Source organism: Streptomyces sp. NBC_00193 (genome assembly GCF_026342735.1).
Classification (GTDB): domain Bacteria; phylum Actinomycetota; class Actinomycetes; order Streptomycetales; family Streptomycetaceae; genus Streptomyces; species Streptomyces stoeckheimensis.
Map to the genome: position 1 here is coordinate 716,223 of NZ_JAPEMM010000002.1, position 15,825 is coordinate 732,047.

16 protein-coding genes are annotated in these 15,825 nt (G+C 71.8%); 6 read left to right on the top strand and 10 right to left on the bottom strand.

All coding sequences use genetic code 11. The features are described from left to right. The first annotated feature begins 56 nt into the window (after window positions 1-56). Window positions 57-1,862: a S8 family serine peptidase gene (locus OG898_RS31305; RefSeq protein ID WP_266961524.1), complete on the top strand. Its 1,806-nt coding sequence runs from the start codon at window positions 57-59 to the stop codon at window positions 1,860-1,862. A gap of 98 nt (window positions 1,863-1,960) precedes the next feature. Here OG898_RS31305 and OG898_RS31310 read toward each other — a convergent pair whose 3' ends face one another. The 4 genes from OG898_RS31310 to OG898_RS31325 all read right to left on the bottom strand — a co-directional run bounded on the left by OG898_RS31310 (window position 1,961) and on the right by OG898_RS31325 (window position 5,769). Next, window positions 1,961-2,620 carry a (2Fe-2S)-binding protein gene (locus OG898_RS31310; RefSeq protein WP_266962663.1) on the bottom strand — a complete coding sequence of 220 codons (660 nt, stop codon included), beginning with the start codon at window positions 2,618-2,620 and terminating at the stop codon, window positions 1,961-1,963. A gap of 22 nt (window positions 2,621-2,642) precedes the next feature. After that, window positions 2,643-3,191 carry a hypothetical protein gene (locus OG898_RS31315; protein ID WP_266961526.1) on the bottom strand — a complete coding sequence of 183 codons (549 nt, stop codon included), beginning with the start codon at window positions 3,189-3,191 and terminating at the stop codon, window positions 2,643-2,645. A 133-nt stretch (window positions 3,192-3,324) separates the two neighbouring features. Then, window positions 3,325-4,377 carry an SIS domain-containing protein gene (locus OG898_RS31320; RefSeq protein WP_250738089.1) on the bottom strand — a complete coding sequence of 351 codons (1,053 nt, stop codon included), beginning with the start codon at window positions 4,375-4,377 and terminating at the stop codon, window positions 3,325-3,327. Between the two features lie 141 nt (window positions 4,378-4,518). After that, a complete protein-coding gene (locus OG898_RS31325; protein WP_250738090.1) occupies window positions 4,519-5,769 on the bottom strand; it encodes a PTS transporter subunit EIIC in 1,251 nt (416 codons plus the stop codon). A gap of 176 nt (window positions 5,770-5,945) precedes the next feature. Here OG898_RS31325 and OG898_RS31330 point away from each other — a divergent pair, with 176 nt between their 5' ends. After that, window positions 5,946-6,716, top strand: coding sequence for a GntR family transcriptional regulator (locus tag OG898_RS31330; protein ID WP_250738091.1), 771 nt, complete (start codon window positions 5,946-5,948; stop codon window positions 6,714-6,716). A 148-nt stretch (window positions 6,717-6,864) separates the two neighbouring features. Here the strand turns inward: OG898_RS31330 and OG898_RS31335 are convergent, their stop codons facing one another. Then, on the bottom strand, window positions 6,865-7,671 hold the full coding sequence (locus OG898_RS31335) for an alpha/beta fold hydrolase (protein WP_250738092.1): 807 nt from the start codon (window positions 7,669-7,671) through the stop codon (window positions 6,865-6,867). Between the two features lie 140 nt (window positions 7,672-7,811). Between OG898_RS31335 and OG898_RS31340 the strand changes: the two genes are divergently transcribed. Then, a complete protein-coding gene (locus OG898_RS31340) occupies window positions 7,812-8,498 on the top strand; it encodes a GNAT family N-acetyltransferase (protein WP_250738094.1) in 687 nt (228 codons plus the stop codon). 62 nt (window positions 8,499-8,560) lie between these two features. Here OG898_RS31340 and OG898_RS31345 read toward each other — a convergent pair whose 3' ends face one another. Together OG898_RS31345 and OG898_RS31350 are read right to left on the bottom strand one after the other, a co-directional pair. Continuing rightward, window positions 8,561-9,589, bottom strand: coding sequence for a TolB-like translocation protein (locus tag OG898_RS31345; RefSeq protein WP_250738096.1), 1,029 nt, complete (start codon window positions 9,587-9,589; stop codon window positions 8,561-8,563). A 54-nt stretch (window positions 9,590-9,643) separates the two neighbouring features. Beyond that, entirely contained in the window at window positions 9,644-10,534 is an 891-nt protein-coding gene (locus tag OG898_RS31350; RefSeq protein WP_266961530.1) for an alkaline phosphatase family protein, read from the bottom strand. A gap of 253 nt (window positions 10,535-10,787) precedes the next feature. On the opposite strand from OG898_RS31350, the gene OG898_RS31355 reads away from it, so the two are divergent. Continuing rightward, window positions 10,788-11,966: an esterase family protein gene (locus OG898_RS31355; protein ID WP_250738100.1), complete on the top strand. Its 1,179-nt coding sequence runs from the start codon at window positions 10,788-10,790 to the stop codon at window positions 11,964-11,966. Here OG898_RS31355 and OG898_RS31360 read toward each other — a convergent pair. Continuing rightward, a complete protein-coding gene (locus tag OG898_RS31360) occupies window positions 11,944-13,455 on the bottom strand; it encodes a carboxylesterase/lipase family protein (protein WP_266961532.1) in 1,512 nt (503 codons plus the stop codon). The two genes, OG898_RS31355 and OG898_RS31360, sit on opposite strands and share 23 nt — an antisense overlap. A gap of 122 nt (window positions 13,456-13,577) precedes the next feature. Between OG898_RS31360 and OG898_RS31365 the strand changes: the two genes are divergently transcribed. Beyond that, window positions 13,578-13,970, top strand: a complete 393-nt coding sequence (locus OG898_RS31365; RefSeq protein ID WP_266961534.1) for a hypothetical protein — start codon at window positions 13,578-13,580, stop codon at window positions 13,968-13,970. Window positions 13,971-14,101: 131 nt separating this feature from the next. Then, window positions 14,102-14,386, top strand: a complete 285-nt coding sequence (locus OG898_RS31370; RefSeq protein WP_250738105.1) for a chaplin — start codon at window positions 14,102-14,104, stop codon at window positions 14,384-14,386. Between the two features lie 124 nt (window positions 14,387-14,510). Here the strand turns inward: OG898_RS31370 and OG898_RS31375 are convergent, their stop codons facing one another. Beyond that, window positions 14,511-15,374 (bottom strand): tyrosinase family protein, encoded by an 864-nt coding sequence (locus OG898_RS31375; RefSeq protein WP_250738107.1) that lies wholly within the window; start codon window positions 15,372-15,374, stop codon window positions 14,511-14,513. Between the two features lie 6 nt (window positions 15,375-15,380). After that, window positions 15,381-15,767 carry a tyrosinase cofactor gene (locus OG898_RS31380; protein WP_250738109.1) on the bottom strand — a complete coding sequence of 129 codons (387 nt, stop codon included), beginning with the start codon at window positions 15,765-15,767 and terminating at the stop codon, window positions 15,381-15,383. Window positions 15,768-15,825 lie beyond the last annotated feature (58 nt).

The window sequence follows — 15,825 nt, forward strand, 5'->3', positions numbered from 1 at the left end:
TTTCGTACGGCCCGGTAGGTGCCACCCGCACCGCAGGGCCGTCTTCGGAGGACGCATTGATACCCCACATATCCAGCCGACCTCGACGCACCCTCGTACTGGCGGCCGCCCTGGGCGCCCTGGCCTTCGGGGCACCGGCCGCGCTCGCCGGCACGGCGCCGGTCTCCCCGGCCGGCATCCCCGGCACCTCCGCCCCCGCCAAGGCCCAGGCCCCGGCGCCGACTTCCCAGAGTGCGACCTGGGCTGCCGGCACCCGCGCCTACGTGGTGATCACCGCTGCCGGTGACAGCTCCGCGGTCCGTTCCGCCGTCGCGGCGAACGGCGGCACGGTCTTCTCGTACTTCGACCAGATCGGCGTGATCGTCGCCCACTCGACCTCCTCGACCTTCGCCGCCACCATGCGCGGCGTCAGCGGGGTCCAGAAGGTCGGCGCGACGCGCACCTCGGACGTACCGGCGGACGCCTACAACCCGGCGCTGCCCGCCAACCCCTCCCAGTCGACGACCCCCGCGGGCGAGCCCGCACGCGCCGACATGACACAGATCAAGGCCGACCAGGCCTGGGCCGTGAACCCCGGCTCGGCCTCCGTCAAGGTCGGCATCCTGGACACCGGCGTCGACGACCAGCACCAGGACCTGGCGCCGAACTTCAACGCCGCGGACTCCGCCTCCTGCGCCTACGGCAAGCCTGACACCCGGGCCGGCGCCTGGCGTGACGTGGGCACCCACGGCACGCACGTCGCGGGCAGCGTCGCCGCCGCCAAGAACGGCAAGGGCGTCGTCGGCGTGGCCCCGGGCGTGAAGATCTCCTCGGTCCGCGTGGCCGAGCCGGGCACCTCGCTGTTCTTCGCCGAGAACACCATCTGCGCCTTCGTCTGGTCCGGCGACCACGGGTTCAAGGTCACCAACAACAGCTATTACACGGACCCGTGGCAGTTCAACTGCCCGGACAACATCGACCAGGCCGCGATCATCGAGGGCGTCAAGCGCGCCCAGGAGTACGCCGAGAGTAAGGGCTCGCTCCAGGTCGCCGCGGCGGGCAACGAGAACTACGACCTCGCCAACAAGACCACCGACTCGGCGAGCCCCAACGACTCGACCCCGACCACCCGCACCATCACCAACGCCTGCCTCGACATCCCGACCGAGCTCCCGGGCGTGGTCACGGTCGCGGCCAACGGCACCGGTGTCACCAAGGCCTCGTTCTCCAACTTCGGCCAGGGCGTCATCGACGTCGCGGCGCCGGGCAGCAACGTCTACTCCACCGTGCCGGGCGGCGGTTACAGCTCCATGAGCGGTACGTCGATGGCCTCCCCGCACGTCGCGGGCGTCGCGGCGCTCATCGCCAGTGCCAACCCGACCTTCACCCCGGCGCAGATCCGCACCGCGCTGGCCACCCAGGCCAACGACACCGCCTGCCCGTCGGACACCCGCTGCAAGGGGACCACGGCCAACAACGGGTTCTTCGGCGAGGGCCAGGTCGACGCGCTGAAGGCGGTCGGCGGCTCGACCCCGCCTCCCGGCAAGTACTTCGAGAACCTCACCGACGTCGCGATCGCCGACAACACGACCGTGAACAGCGCCATCACCGTCAGCGGAGTGACCGGCAACGCGCCGGCCACCCTCAAGGTGGGCGTGGACATCAAGCACACCTACATCGGTGACCTCAAGGTCGACCTCGTGGCTCCGGACGGTTCCGTCTACGTCCTGAGCAACCGGGCCGGCGGCGGCACGGACAACATCATCCAGACCTTCACCGTCAACGCCTCCACCGAGGTCGCCAACGGTGTCTGGACGCTGCGCGTGAACGACAACGCCAACCAGGACACCGGCAAGATCGACGCCTGGAACCTGACCTTCTGACCCGTGGGCCCCGCGGCCCTCTGATCAGTGACGGCGCCACGGGGGGCCATCGGGGAGCGGTACGCCGCACCTCGGTGGCCCCTGCGGCATGTCACCCCCTACGTGGTCCGCAGGACGCAGTCCCCGCAGAGTCCGCCGCCCGGCACCTTGTAGTAGAGGCAGCAGCTGCGGCGCACGAAGGCCACCCCGAGGCCGGGTTCGTGGACGAAGGTGCCGCTCCCGCCGAGCGGGCCGCCGTCGGCGAGCAGCCCGGCGGCGAGCGTGGCCGCAGCCTCCCCCGGCACCCGGTCCGTGAGCACCCGGACGGCGCCGACCAGCCCGGAGGCGGCATTGCCGCGCAGCACCAGCGGCGAGACGCCGAACCTCTCGCGCAGCGCCGTGTCGAGCACCGCGAGGTGGCCGAGCACGGTGTCCGCGAGGGCCCGCGCCGGGGTCTCCCCGGGGAATTCGGCGGGCTCGGGCAGCCACAGCTCCAGGGACCCCGCCCCAGGCAGCCGCCACCACAGGCGGTCGGGTCCGAGGTCCGGCACCCGCCCGGCGAGCACGGCGCAGCCGAGCCCGAGCGACCAGAGCCGCGAGGCGATCCCGAACTGCGCGGTCGAAGCCGCCACCCGTCCGGGTCCGCTCCCGATGCGCCGGCCGACCTCCCCCACGTAGGCCCCGAGCCGCTCCCCGTACAGCTCGTCGAGCGGCCGGAAGCCGGGGCCGGGCGGCTCTTTCCCGTACGCCACGGTGAAGAAGGGGCCGACGGAGCGCAGCTCCCGCAGTACGCCCTCCACCTCAGGCTCCGTAGCCGTCGTCGGGCAGGCACGGGTCCGGCTCCGGACAGGCGCCGTGGTTCAGTCCGTACGTGCCCGCCTTCTCCATGGGCCAGTCCGCCGTGACCGGATCCCCGTCGTCGGGCGCGACGAAGACGAACTCGGCGACGATGCCGGGAGCCGGGTCGGTCAGGAGCGTGCGCTGGTCCGGCAGCGTCGGCGACCACTGCGTGCGCCAGGCGATTCCGGCGGCCGTGAGGGCGGCGGTGAACCGCGATTCGGTGACCGGTGCGGTGACGGTGTATCCCGGTGCGCGGCCGGTCCCCGGGATCTCCAGCCCGTCGCGCCAGACGGGTACGAACATCCGGTCCAGCAGTCGGCACCGGCAGAAGACGATCTCCAGGCCGCCGTAGCAGAACCAGTGCGGCCAGCGCTGTTCGGCCTGGATCCGCCCCGACCACTCGGGCTCGCCCCTCGCCGCGATGAGATCGGGCAGCCGGGCACCGACGAAGAAGTCTCCGAACCTGCCGGTGGCGGCGAGGCGGGCGAGGTCGGTCGACAGGGAATCCATCCGTGCATGATCCCAGGCCGCCCGCGCACGCCGCGGGTCCGGGAGCGGTGGGGTGCTCCGGAGGCCGACGCGCACATGCCACGGCCCGCGGGATCCGCAGGATCCGCGGGCCGTGGGGTCTGCCTGCCGGGACTCAGGCCTGGGTGAAGGCCGCGACCTCGAAGTCGGACATGTCGAGGCCGCCCTGCTTGGTGTCGTCGTTGGCGAAGACGAAGGACTCGATCGGAACGTCCCGCTCGGCGCTGAGCTGGGCCACCAGCTCCTGCAGGACCACCGTCTCCAGGACCACCCGGACCGCGTCCGCGACCTCGGGCAGGCGGACGACCGACAGGCTGTCCGCCGGCTCCACCTCGGCCGTGGTCATCAGCAGCGTGAGGTGGCCGGCGCCCGCCAGCGAGCGGGCCAGCTCGATCTCGCGGCCGTCGCCGTAGACGAGGTGGAGGGTGTTGCCCGCCGACTCCATCTCACCGTGCAGGTAGTTGCGGGTCGCCGAGTGGGCCGCGGTCATCCGCACCACCTCGCGCAGCAGCAGTGCGCCCTCCTCGGCGGAGGCCCGGGAGGCTCCGGCGGCCACCCCGTCGGAGGCGATGCAGCGGGCGCCGCGCTCCCGCAGGCCGGCCACGACGGCGGTGGCCTGCGAGTGGACCGCGGTGGTCTGCTCGGCGATCTCGCCCCACGGGTCGCCGTCACGGCCCGCGACGGCCCCGGCGATCAGGTCGAGGGCGACGACGGTGCCGGTGTAGCCGATGGTCGAGGCGTACGAGTCGGGCTCGTTGCCGAGGTCCACGGTGAGGTCGGCGAGGTCGCCGAGCGGCGAGGGGACCACGTTGAGCAGCGCGGTCTTCGTGATGCCGGGGGCGGCGCACTCGAAGGCGGCGATCGTCTCGGAGCTGCGGCCGCCCTGGGAGACGGCGATCAGGCAGTCGGTGTCGAAGCCGGCGGTGCCGGTCTCGATCTCGCTGGACAGCACGCGCTGGGTGACGATCCCGGCCTCGCGGAGCTGCTGCACGGGGACGGCGAGAGCGGCGTACGAGGCTCCGATGCCGGTGAACAGGGGGCGCTCGGCGGCCCGCAGCCCGGCGAGCTCCGGGGAGGCGAGCTGGGTGCGGACGCGGTCGGCGATCCGGGCGAGGGCTGCGCCCTGGTCGGCCTGGCCTTCGAGGAACGTGATGCGGGATCCGGACATGGTGGGGGGTCCTTAGCGAAGTCTGGGGGTCGCGGGCCCCCGCCGGTACGGGCGGGCGGGGGCGGGCGATCGTGCGGAGCTGTCGTGCGGGGCGACGGACGGGGCGGGGGGGGCCGGTCGGCGGGAGCCGCCGGCCGGGGCTCAGGAGGCGTCGGCCTTGGTGAGCGGATTGCCTTCCTCGTCGCGTTCGCGGCCCGGTGTGGGGAGGTCGAACTTCACGATCGCCCAGCGGAAGAGCACGTAGTAGATGGCGGCGAAGGCCAGGCCGATCGGTATGAGCAGCCAGGGCTTGGTGGCGATGCCGAAGTTCACGATGTAGTCGATGGCTCCGGAGGAGAAGCCGAACCCGTCGCGGATGCCGAGGGCGTAGCAGACGGCCATCGAGACGCCGAAGAGGAAGGCGTGGATCGCGTAGAGCAGCGGGGCCACGAACATGAAGGCGAATTCGATGGGCTCGGTCACGCCGGTGACGAAGGAGGTCAGGGCGACCGAGATCATCATGCCCTTGACCATGGCCCGGTTCTCGGGGCGGGCGGTGTGGGCGATGGCCATGGCGGCGGCCGGCAGGGCGAACATGTAGATCGGGAAGCCGCCGGTCATGAACTGGCCCGCGGTCGGGTCGCCGGCCTGGAAGCGGAAGATGTCGCCGTGGACCATCTCGCCGGTGGCCGGGTTGAGGAAGGAGCCCGCCTCGAACCAGGGGAAGAACGAGAAGAAGTGGTGCATCCCGATCGGGATGAGGGCCCGGACGACGAGGCCGAAGAGGCCCGCGCCCCAGGCGCCGGTTCCGACGAGCCACTCACCGAAGTGGAAGAACCAGTTGCCGACGGTCGGCCAGACCACTCCGAATACCACGCCCATGCCGACACCGGCGAAGGCGCTCAGGATGGGCACGAGCCGGCGTCCGCCGAAGAAGCCCAGCCAGTCCGGCAGCTTGGTGCGGCTGTAGCGCTGGAAGAGGACCGCGACGACCAGGCCCATCACGATGCCGCCGAGCACCTTGGCGTCCAGCCGCTCCCCGTCGGCGCCGGCCGGGAAGGCCTTGCTGGCCAGGACCGCCTTGAAGACGAGGTAGCCGACGACCGCGGCCAGGCCCGTGGAGCCGTCCGCCTTCTTGGCGAAGCCGACGGCCACGCCGACCGCGAAGAGGAGCGGCAGGTTCTCGAAGACCGTGTTTCCGGCGGCGGCCAGCACCATCGCGAGCTTCTGCACGATGAGCGGGAAGTTCTCGCGGCCCAGCAGGTCGGCCCCGCCGAGGCGGGTCAGGAGGGCCGCTGCCGGCAGCGTGGCCACGGGCAGCATCAGGCTGCGGCCGATGCGCTGCATGACCGGCATGATCCGGCCCGGCTTCTTTCCGGCGGCTGGTGTGACCGCGGCGGTGGCCGTACTCATCGTGGTGCTCCTCGTCGAGCGGGGTGGTGGGGACGACTCGAAGGTAGCCAGTGGTTTTACATTGGTCAACAGTGGTCTTCAGTGGTCTTTAAGAAAACGTCAAGATGAGGCCCTAGGTCCCGACAGCTCACGGTCTGACGTCGAATGGAGTGGTAGCAAGTGGTATGGTCATCCTCATGACCGACGACGCTGCCATCGCCGACGCCACCTCCTCGCACACCCGCGCCGCGGACCCCCTGTGGGCCCAGGCCGCGGACCGCATCCGCGAGGAGATCGCCCGCCGCGGCCTGTCCGAGGGCAGCAAGCTGCCGCCCGAGCGCGAGCTGTGCACCCGGCTGGACGTCTCCCGCGTCACCCTGCGCCGCGCGCTCGCGCGCCTCGTCGAACAGGGCCTGGTCACCGCCTCCCACGGGCGCGGCTGGTTCGTCGCGGCGCCGGTGGCGCCCGCGCCCGCCCGCGAGTGGCCCAAGGACCTGGAGTCCTTCACCGCCACCGCCCGGCGCAAGCACATGCGCGCCAGCTCGGTGGTCCTGCGCCACGACACCGTCACCGCGTCCCTGGACGACGCCGACCGCCTCGGCGTGCCCGCCGGCACCCCGCTGCTGCGCCTGGAGCGCGTCCGGCTGCTGAACGACGTCAAGATCGCCGTCGACCGGACCCTGGTCGTCGCCGAACTCGCGCCCGACCTCGCCCGTACCGACTTCCGCGAGACCTCCCTCTTCGAGGAACTGCGCCGCTGGGGCGTCGAGCCCGACCGCGCGGAGGCCACCATCGAGGCGCGCAACGCCGACGGGGAGCTCGCCGGCCACCTGGGCATCGCCGAGGGCGCGCCCGTGCTCGTACTCGACCAGACGGTGTACACCAAGGACCAGCGGCCGCTGCTGCTGTCCACGGTGGAGTACAGCGGGGACCGCTACCGGCTGCGCACCACCCTGCAGACAGACTGACACCGCCCGTCCGGGGCCCGGTAGCCCCGTTCGTCACCCTCCGGGAGCCCCGTTCGTCACCCTCCGGGAGCCCCGTTCGGCACCCGCCGGGCAGCCGAAAGCCCCGGCCCGGGCGGTCGTCCGCCCGTCCGGGGCCCGTGCGCGCCGGTCAGATTCCCGCGAGGAACTCCAGCAGTGCCCGGTTGAAGGCCTCCGGCTGTTCCACGCCCGGCAGGTGCCCGGCCCCCTCCACCACGGCGAGCACCGAGTGCGGGACCAGTGCGTGCAGGGACTCGGCCTCGGCGACCGGGGTGTAGACGTCGTCGCGGCCCACCACGATCAGGCAGGGCACCTCGGCCGGCAGCGCCGCGAGCACGGGGGCGTAGTCGGGCCGCTCGGCCCGCCCGCGCAGGGCGGCGGCCGCGCCCTCGGGGTCGGTGGCGTACATCATCCCGGTGACCTTGGCCGCGGCCTCCGGCATTCCGGTCACGTTGTACGGCGCGAGCATCTTGTCGATGACCTCGTCGGTATAGGGCTTCATTCCCTCCGCGAGGAGCCGCTCGGCAAGGTTTCGGCGGAAGGTTTTGCCGTCTTCCGTTTCCGGCGGAGCGGAGGTGTCGGAGAGGACGAGGGCCCGAACGCGACCCGGGTGGCCGAGCCGCATCTCCATGGCGATCTGGCCGCCCATGGACACACCGCCGACGACCGCCTGTTCGACGTCCAGATGGTCGAGGAGAGCCACTAGATCGTCGGCGAAGTCCGCGAGCAGAGTTTTCCCCGGAAGCACCGGACTCTTCCCGTATCCCCGCAGGTCAGGGGTAATCACGCGGTAACCGGCCGTGGTCAGTGCGGCCGTCTGGGGGGACCACATCGAGTGGCTGAACGGATGTCCGTGGATCAGGATTACGGGGGCTCCGTCGCGGGGACCCAAGTCCTCGAAAAAGAGTGTCACGCCATTGCCAATTTGGGGGTTCATGAGAGGACCCTAAGGGGCTACATTGAGCCACTCGCGTTCACCTGACAGCCCGTTGCCTTTCACCCGTGTTTTGCACGGGGGGCGACGTCAGGGACGCAGACTGTGCAACCACCCCACCGCCCAGAAGGACCGAAGGCTCCGTGCCCGTACCCGTACTCCTCGCCGGCCGCTCCGTGCGGCTTGAGCCCCTCGCCCCCCACCACACCGAGGCCTTGGCCCTGGCCGGGGCCGAGGATCGTACGACTTACGCCTTCACTCCCGTACCTCACGGGTTGCAGGCGTCACACGAGTACATCGACCGTGCCCTCGCCGATCAGGCGGCGGGTCGATCGCTCCCGTTCGCGGTGGTCAGAGCCACCGACGGTCGGGTGGTCGGTTCGACCCGGTTCCTGGAACTCGACTACTGGCAGGGGCCGCTGGTGTGGCCCGCCGTGCCGGGGGTCCCGTTCGGCGATCCGGCAACGGCGATCCCCGATGCCGCCGAGATCGGCAATACCTGGCTGTCCCCCGCGGCCCAGGGCACCGGCATCAACACCGAGGCGAAGCTGCTCATGCTCCGCCATGCCTTCGAGACCTGGGGGGTCCGGCGGATCTCGCTGCGCGCGGACGCCCGCAACGGACGCTCGCGCGCCGCGATGGAGCGGCTCGGGTTCACCAGCGAGGGGGTCCGCCGGGCTCATTCGCGGGGCCTGGACGGCGCCGTTCGCAGTACGGCCTTCTACTCGATCCTCGACGAGGAGTGGCCGACCGTGCGGTCGGTCATCGAGCTGCGGCTGTCGGCCGCGGCGCAGCGCAAGCGGCGCCGCAAGACGCTCATCCCGGCGTAACGGTCCTGCTCCGAGGTCCCACAGGCCCCGGCCCGGCCCTGCCCCGCCCCCTCTTCCCGGTGTCAGCCGAGGAAGGCGGGGGCGAGGGCCGAGGTCATCAGCCGGGCCGGGGCCCCGCCGCCGTCGGCGGGCAGGGAGTACAGATCGGCGCCGAAGTCCCCGGGCAGCGAGTAGACGACGGTCCCGTCGTCGGTCCACACCACCTGGTCGTCGACGCTGCGCTCCTCGGCGAGCGGAGCCTCGGCCATCGTGGCGAGGTCCAGGACGTACAGCCGCCACGGCGCGTCCGGCGACAGGCCCGGCACCCGCTTCTTGAACACCAGCCGGGTCCCGTCGGGCGAGAGGGACGGGCATTCCAGGTTCTCGCGCAGCGTGGTCACCGTGCGCGCCGCGAGGTCGCCGCGGACCAGGTGGGTCTGACCGCCGGTGGCGAGCGTCGCGTAGAAGGTCCGTTCGTCGGCGGCGAAGGTGACCCCCCAGAAGTTGACGTCCGCGTTGCGGTAGGTCTTGCCGTCCTTCTGGATGGTGAAGTCCTCCAGCGAGGCGTCGTACGTCCCGCTGCGCAGGTCCAGCAGGGAGGTCCGGGTCGAGAAATTCGTACCGGCGTACGAATCCCCGCCCACGAAGACCGTCCAGGCGACCAGGTGACCGCCGGGCGAGACCCTGGCCCGGGTCGGGATGCCGGCCAGCGGGCGGGTGGCGACCTCCTTCAGCCGGGCGTCGAGGACCACCGCCTTGTAGGCGTCCTGCACCCCGCCCTTGTCGGCCTGGAGGCAGACCCCCGTGCCGGCGGCCGCGTGGAAGCGCAGGCAGCTGATCCCGGAGGCGGTGCGCGGGCCTTCGGGCGCGCCGGCCGCCGCGGTGGCGAGCTCGTCGCGGTGCGGCCCCCAGGCCATGTTCCGGAAGACGATCCGCCGATCGCCGTCGCCCGCGGCGAGGGAGACCTCGCCGCGGGTGATGGGCGGCCCGCCGGCCTGGACCCGGTTCTTCTCCTCGGCGCGCGAGGAGGCCCGTACGACGGCGAGCGCACCGATGGCGGCGAGCAGCACGACGGCGGAGACGAGGATCAGGATCCGGCGCTGGAGGGGCATGGGTGGCGGCCCTTTCGGAGACTACGGGAGGGGTGAGGCGTCACCAGGGCGCGGTCAGGACGTCCAGATCCCCGTGATGTCCTTGGCGGTGGCCGCGTTCCCGGCGTGGGTGGTCAGGCCGGACAGCCCCTCCAGGGTGCGCAGCACGTCGTAGTGGTTGTAGGTGGTGGAGGTGCTGGAGCCGGGGGTCACGGACTGGCCGTAGAGCACGGTCGGGATCTTGTTCCCGGCCAGCCGGTTGTCCTCGTCGAAGGTGACCACGAGCAGGCTGTTGTGGGTCTTGGCCCAGTCCGCGTAGCCCTTGATCTTGTTCTTGAGCCAGGTGTCGCCGGTGCCGACGGAGCAGTCGTGCATGTCGTTGCAGAGGTCCGGGACGACGAAGGACACCCGGGGCAGGGTGGTGAAGTCCGTGGGGAACTGGGTCATGGTCTTCGCCGTGGAGGTGGGCACGTTGGAGAACGCGAACCAGGGGTTGTGCTTGCGCGCGTACCTGCCGCTGGAGCAGGTGGTGGAACCCTCGCCGGGCAGCCCCTCGTTGTAGCTGGCCCAGGTCTTGCCCGCGGCGATCAGCTCGGAGGCCAGGTTGGGCGCGGAGCTGAAGCCCGGCGTGTAGCAGCTGTCGCCGGTCACGCCCTGGTTCGAGCCCGAGAAGAGCTGCATGTAGTTGGGCTGGCTCGGGTGCGTGATGCCGTACGAGCGGGTGAGGTTGGCTCCCCCGGCCTTCAGGGAGTTGATGTACGGGGCGCTGGAGCTTCCGATGACCTGGCTGTAGGCGTGGTTCTCGAAGACCACGACGACTATGTGGTCGGGTGCGGGCAGCCCGGCCGCGTGCGCGGGCTGGGCGGCACCGATGCCCGCCCACAGCGCGGTGCCGGCGGCGGTGAGGCCCAGGGCGGCGGCGAGGGCGGCCTTGCGGCGGGACCGTAAGAGGGACAGGCCGAACACGGAAGTTACCTCCGGGCAGGGGGGTTGGGGGCGGCGCGGAGGTACCGTACCGACCGGCATGTGCAGAGGCCAGGGCTAGTCGGCGAACAGATCGGGAACTCCGCAGAGCCTTTTCGCGCCGGGCAACGTGCTCCCCTTCGGAACACCAAGAGACGTAAAAATCGGGAACCCGTGAGCACGTACGCTCATCTTTCGAACGAAAGCAGTCCCACCCCGCCCCCACGGGGCAGCACCAGCCGGAGAGCCACCGCACATGTCGCACGCACCCGACGGACAGCAGCAGCCGTACCGACCCGCGGAGCCGTACGGGCCCGCGGGAACGTACGGACCCGCGGAGCCGTACCGGCCCGAGGAGCCGCGCCGGCCGTCCCGGGTCCGGCGGTGGGTGATCGCGGGTGCCTCCGTCCTCGCGCTCGCGGCCGTCGCCTCGCTCGTGATGAGCCACTACGAGATACCGCCCTTCACCGACAAGGGCGACTCCGTCTCCTTCGGGCAGCTGCCGCCGTCCGGTTCAGCCGGGGGCGACACCGGTGGAGCGGCGGTCACCCCGCCGCCCAACTCGAAGATGTCGATGCCCACCGGACCGGCGGCCGACTTCAAGAACTCGATGACCCTGCCCGACGGCACGCACGTCGCCGTCACCACGATCACCGGCAAGAAGTCCGGCTTCAAGGGCAAGGTCTGGGTGTGGGCGCCCAAGGAGTACAACGACCCGAAGTTCGCCAAGAGCGGCTTCCCGGTCATGATCGCGCTGCCCGGCGGCGCCGGTTACCCGAACAACTACTGGATGGGCACCGACCTGGGTCTCCAGACCAGCATCAGCAAGTGGTACTCCGAAGGCAAGAGCAAGCCCTTCATCCTGGCCATGCCGGTGCTGAACCCGGGCCCGGACGACAAGGGCGTCTACTGGGACGGCTCCGACATCCCGGGCCAGCCCAAGATGGGCACCTGGCTGACCGAGGACGTCCCGGACCTGATGCGGGAGAACTTCCGCACGGTCAAGTCCCGTGACGGCTGGGCCTACATGGGCTCCTCCACCGGCGGCTTCGCCAGCCTGAAGGCCGTGCTGAAGCACCCGGACAAGTTCAAGGCCGCGATCTGCTCCGGCCCCGACATCGTCCCCGACTCCTCCCTGTGGACCGGCCACGACAAGGAGAAGGCGGAGAACAACCCCGAGCTGCTCGCCAAGGCGCTGATCGACAAGAAGGGCAGCCCGGACGTCTACCTGGCCTTCCAGGTCGGCACCAACGAGAGCAACAAGAACACCCTGCCGAACGTGCAGAAGTTCATCGCCACCTACGGCAAGGGGCCGATCCACACCGAGCTGAAGGTCATCCAGGGCGGCCAGCACAACGCCAAGACCTACGTGCCCAACATGGGCGAGGGGCCGATCCAGTTCATCAGCAAGGTCATGGAAGGACCCGTCGAGTAGTCACCGCGCCCGCGCGCACCGGCTCCGCACCCTCCGGCCCCTCACGCACTGGCCCGCCGAACACCTTCGGCGGGCCGTCGCCGTTCCAGGGCACCCAGCCCGGGTCCCCGTCGACGGCGAAGCGCACCCAGGCCGCGTGCATCTCCCCGGCCAGCTCCTGCGGGGCGTCCGGCCCGGCCAGCCGGGAGGCCTCGGGTACGTCGAGGGTGTCGAAGACGAAGCCCAGTTCCAGGGCGTGGCAGGACCCGAGGCCCGGGATCCCGGAGGGCCACGCGAACTCGTACACGAAGCTCGGCGCGCTCCGCCCCTTCGCGCCCGCCAGCGCGCGCAGCGGATCGCGCAGCAGCCGGTCGGTGAGCAGGTGTCCGAGGAGGTCGGCCGGTCCCGCGCCGGGCCGCTCGGCGCGCAGGGCCCGTACGGCGGCCCGGTCCTTGCCGGAGCGGATCCGGCCCAGGGCCACGGACAGCGGCCCCAGCCGGTCCAGCAGCCGCATCGTGCCGGTCGGGGCCAGCCAGAGCCGGTACTCCTCGGCTGTCCAGCCCAGCAGCAGCGGTACGTCGCCCCGCGCGGCCGCGGCTTCGAGCGGATCGGGCGGCAGCGTCCCGGGGTCGGCGACCAGGCCGAAGGCGGGGCCGCCGAGCAGCGGGGAGGAGCGGCGCAGTACGGCCGCCTGGGCCGCGAGCAGATCGGGCAGGGCGGCCCCGGCGAAGGCTTCGGCGGTGGCGGGGACCTTGAGCAGCGCGGCCATCCGCCGGACCATGGTGCGCACCCGGTCCCGCGGCAGCACTTCGGGGGCGCCGCTCTGCAGGACGGCCTGGTGGAAGAGGCCCGTGGCGCGGGGTGCGGCGAGCAGGGCGCCGATGCTGATGGCGCCGGCGGACTCGCCGAAGACGGTGACCCGGCCGGGGTCGCCGCCGAAGGCCTCGATGTTGTCCCGCACCCAGGCCAGGGCGGCGATCTGGTCGAGCAGCCCGCGGTTGGCGGGGGCGTCGGGGAAGAGGCCGTAGCCGAGGACGCCCAGGCGGTAGTTGACGGAGACGAGCACCACGCCGTCGCGGGCGAAGGCGGAGCCGTCGTAGACGGGCACGGCCGAGGAGCCGCGGGTGAGGGCGCCGCCGTGGATCCACACCATGACGGGCAGCGGGGCCGACCGCGTCTCCCGGTCGACGGGGGCGGGGGTCCACACGTTGAGGTTCAGGCAGTCGTCACCGGGGACCTCGGGGTCCGGCAGCAGCGCGGCGAACGCCTCGGGGTAGGGCACCTTGGGCGCGGTGGGGCCGTACGCCCCCGCGTCGCGCACGCCGTCCCAGGCCTCGGGCGGCTCGGGCGCGGCGAACCGGCGGGCTCCGACGGGCGGGGCGGCGTAGGGGATGCCCCGGAAGACGGCGATGCCGCCCGGCCCGGTCCTGCCCTCGACCACGCCGAAGGCGGTCCGGACCCGGGGGCGGGGCCGGCCCCGGTCCGGGGTCCCGCTCGCGGCTGCGGCCATCACGTCCTCCTGGGGTCGGGCCGCTGAATCCGGTGATCCGCAGTGCCGGTCGCACGGTCGCACAGGCATGCGCGGGGTGACAAGGCGTGACCCCGCCCCGGGCGCGCCGGGTTGGGCCGGGCATGCGATCCCTGTCTCTCCCTCACACCATTCGGAGCATCGTCCGGGCCGGATCGGTCCCCGTCCTGCTGCTCGCGGCCACGGCCGGAGCGGCGGCCGGCGGCAGCGCGTACGCGGCCGACGGCCCGACCGCCGCCCTCGGCACCCCGACGGCCGTCGGGCCAGCCTTCCAGTACCTCGGCACGGACGACCGCCCGCACGGCATCGACTCCCCCAGGGGCTGCGTGGAAGCCCTCGGCGGCGGCGGGCGGGCGGTGACGAACAAGACCGGCCGCTCGGTGGCCCTGTACCGGGAGTCGGGCTGCGTGGGCACACCGGTGGAGGTACTGGCTCCGGGCACGGTCAAGCCGGTGCCCCGGTACTTTTCCTCCGCCCGCTTCTCGGCCGGCTCGTAGTCCGCCGGGACATCCGAGATCACCAGCGGCCCATCGGCCGTGACCCTTGGGCGCTCTCCGCGTTGTATGCCATGTCAAACGCCGCAGCTTCTGTTCCCTGCGGCACCCCCATTCCTCTCTAGGAGATCTTGATGTCGCGTATCGCGAAGGCATTCGTCATCACCGCTGCCGCCGGTAGCGCCCTGGCCGCCGGCGCGGGTCTGGCTGCTGCCGATGCCGGAGCGCACGGTGCGGCGGTCGGCTCCCCCGGTGTCCTGTCGGGCAACCTGCTCCAGGTTCCGGTGCACGTCCCGGTCAACGTCTGCGGCAACACCGTCAACGTGATCGGCCTGCTGAACCCGGCGTTCGGCAACACCTGCATCAACGCTTCGGGCCACGACGGCGGCCACCACACCGAGGGCAACTACGGCGGCTGAATCGCCTGGTGACCCGAAGGGCCCCCGCCGGACGGCGGGGGCCCTTCCTCGTGTCCTGGTGTTCTGATGTCCTGCTGTCCCTGTGTCCTGGTGCTCCCGGCCACGGCCTGCGCGCCGCCGGGGCTCACTCGTAGCGGTAGATCCCCTGGTGGCCGAGCATCTCGCGCGGGGTGACGTCCCACGGCGGCATCGGCTCGTCGAGGGCGATCACCCGGCCGCGCTGGAGGTCACCGAGTGCGAGCGGGGCGGCGGGCAGGTAGCCGGAGGCCGGGTGCCGCTGCTGCCAGCGGTCCCAGAGCAGGTCCACGAAGGCGTGGTGCAGCCAGAAGGCCGGATCGTTGGGGGCCGTGCCGCCGGTCATGTGGCCGCCGATCCACTGGTGCACCTTGTTGTGGTTGCGCCACTTCTCGCTCTTCGGGGCGGCCCAGCCCTCCAGCTTGTTGCGGAAGCCGCCGCGCCCGGCCGTCGAGTCCCAGGGGGAGCTGTCGTACAGCGGGTCGTCGATCGCCCATTGGAGCTCGGCCGGGGTCGGCAGGCTGATCGGGTTCTGCGGCCGGCCCAGGTTGCGGGTGAGGAAGGCGGCCTCCGTGATGCCGACCGTGACCGTCCAGTTGCCCGTGCCGTAGGCGAACGGGCCGGTCATCACCTGGCGGTCGCTCGCGCGGCCGGTCCCGCCGAGGAAGTCCTCCGCCCACAGGGAGGAGGCCGGGCTGTTGTCGGTGGTCCAGTCCCAGTAGGGGATGGTGACGCCCGGGTCGACGGCCTGGAGTTGCCGTTCGAACTCCAGCAGGTAGCGCCGGTGCCAGGGGAAGAAGGACGGCGACATGTGCCCGACGCGCAGCTTGCGGTCCCGGTCGGGGACGAAGTACTTGTCGTGGGTGCGGACGAACGCGTCGTAGGTGCCGTTGCGCTTGAGCTCGATCACGGCCGCGGTGAAGCGCTTCTTCTGCGCACTGGTCAGGTTCTTCTGGTTCTGCCGGATGTACACGCCCTGCTACTCCTGTCCCCCGTGGTGCGCGGCGGCGAACGCCAATTGTGTGGTGCCCAGTTCGTCCACGGCTGCGCGTGCCAGCTCCAGCGGGGTCGCGTAGGACTGGAAGTGGTTGATCCCGCTCAGGTACGTGCCGTCGGAACGGCGCATGACGTGCAGGGCGCGGCCGTCGATGCGGACGGAGGTCCCCGCCGGGTCGACGGCGATGTGCCGCCCGCGGTACGTCTCCTCGCCCGCCGGGGTCAGCGGGGCCGGTGTGAGCGTCTGCCGGGGACGGCGGGCCCTCAGTACGGGGGCCAGCGCCGCGGCCGTGCCGGCGAACACGGCCGCGGTGAAGGCCGTACGGAGGACCGCGCGGCGGGTGAGTGGTGCGGCGAGTGCTGCGTACATACGGTCTCCCTCGCTCGGTGGCCGGTGGCTACGGGTCTAACGCGGCGCGGCGGGCGAG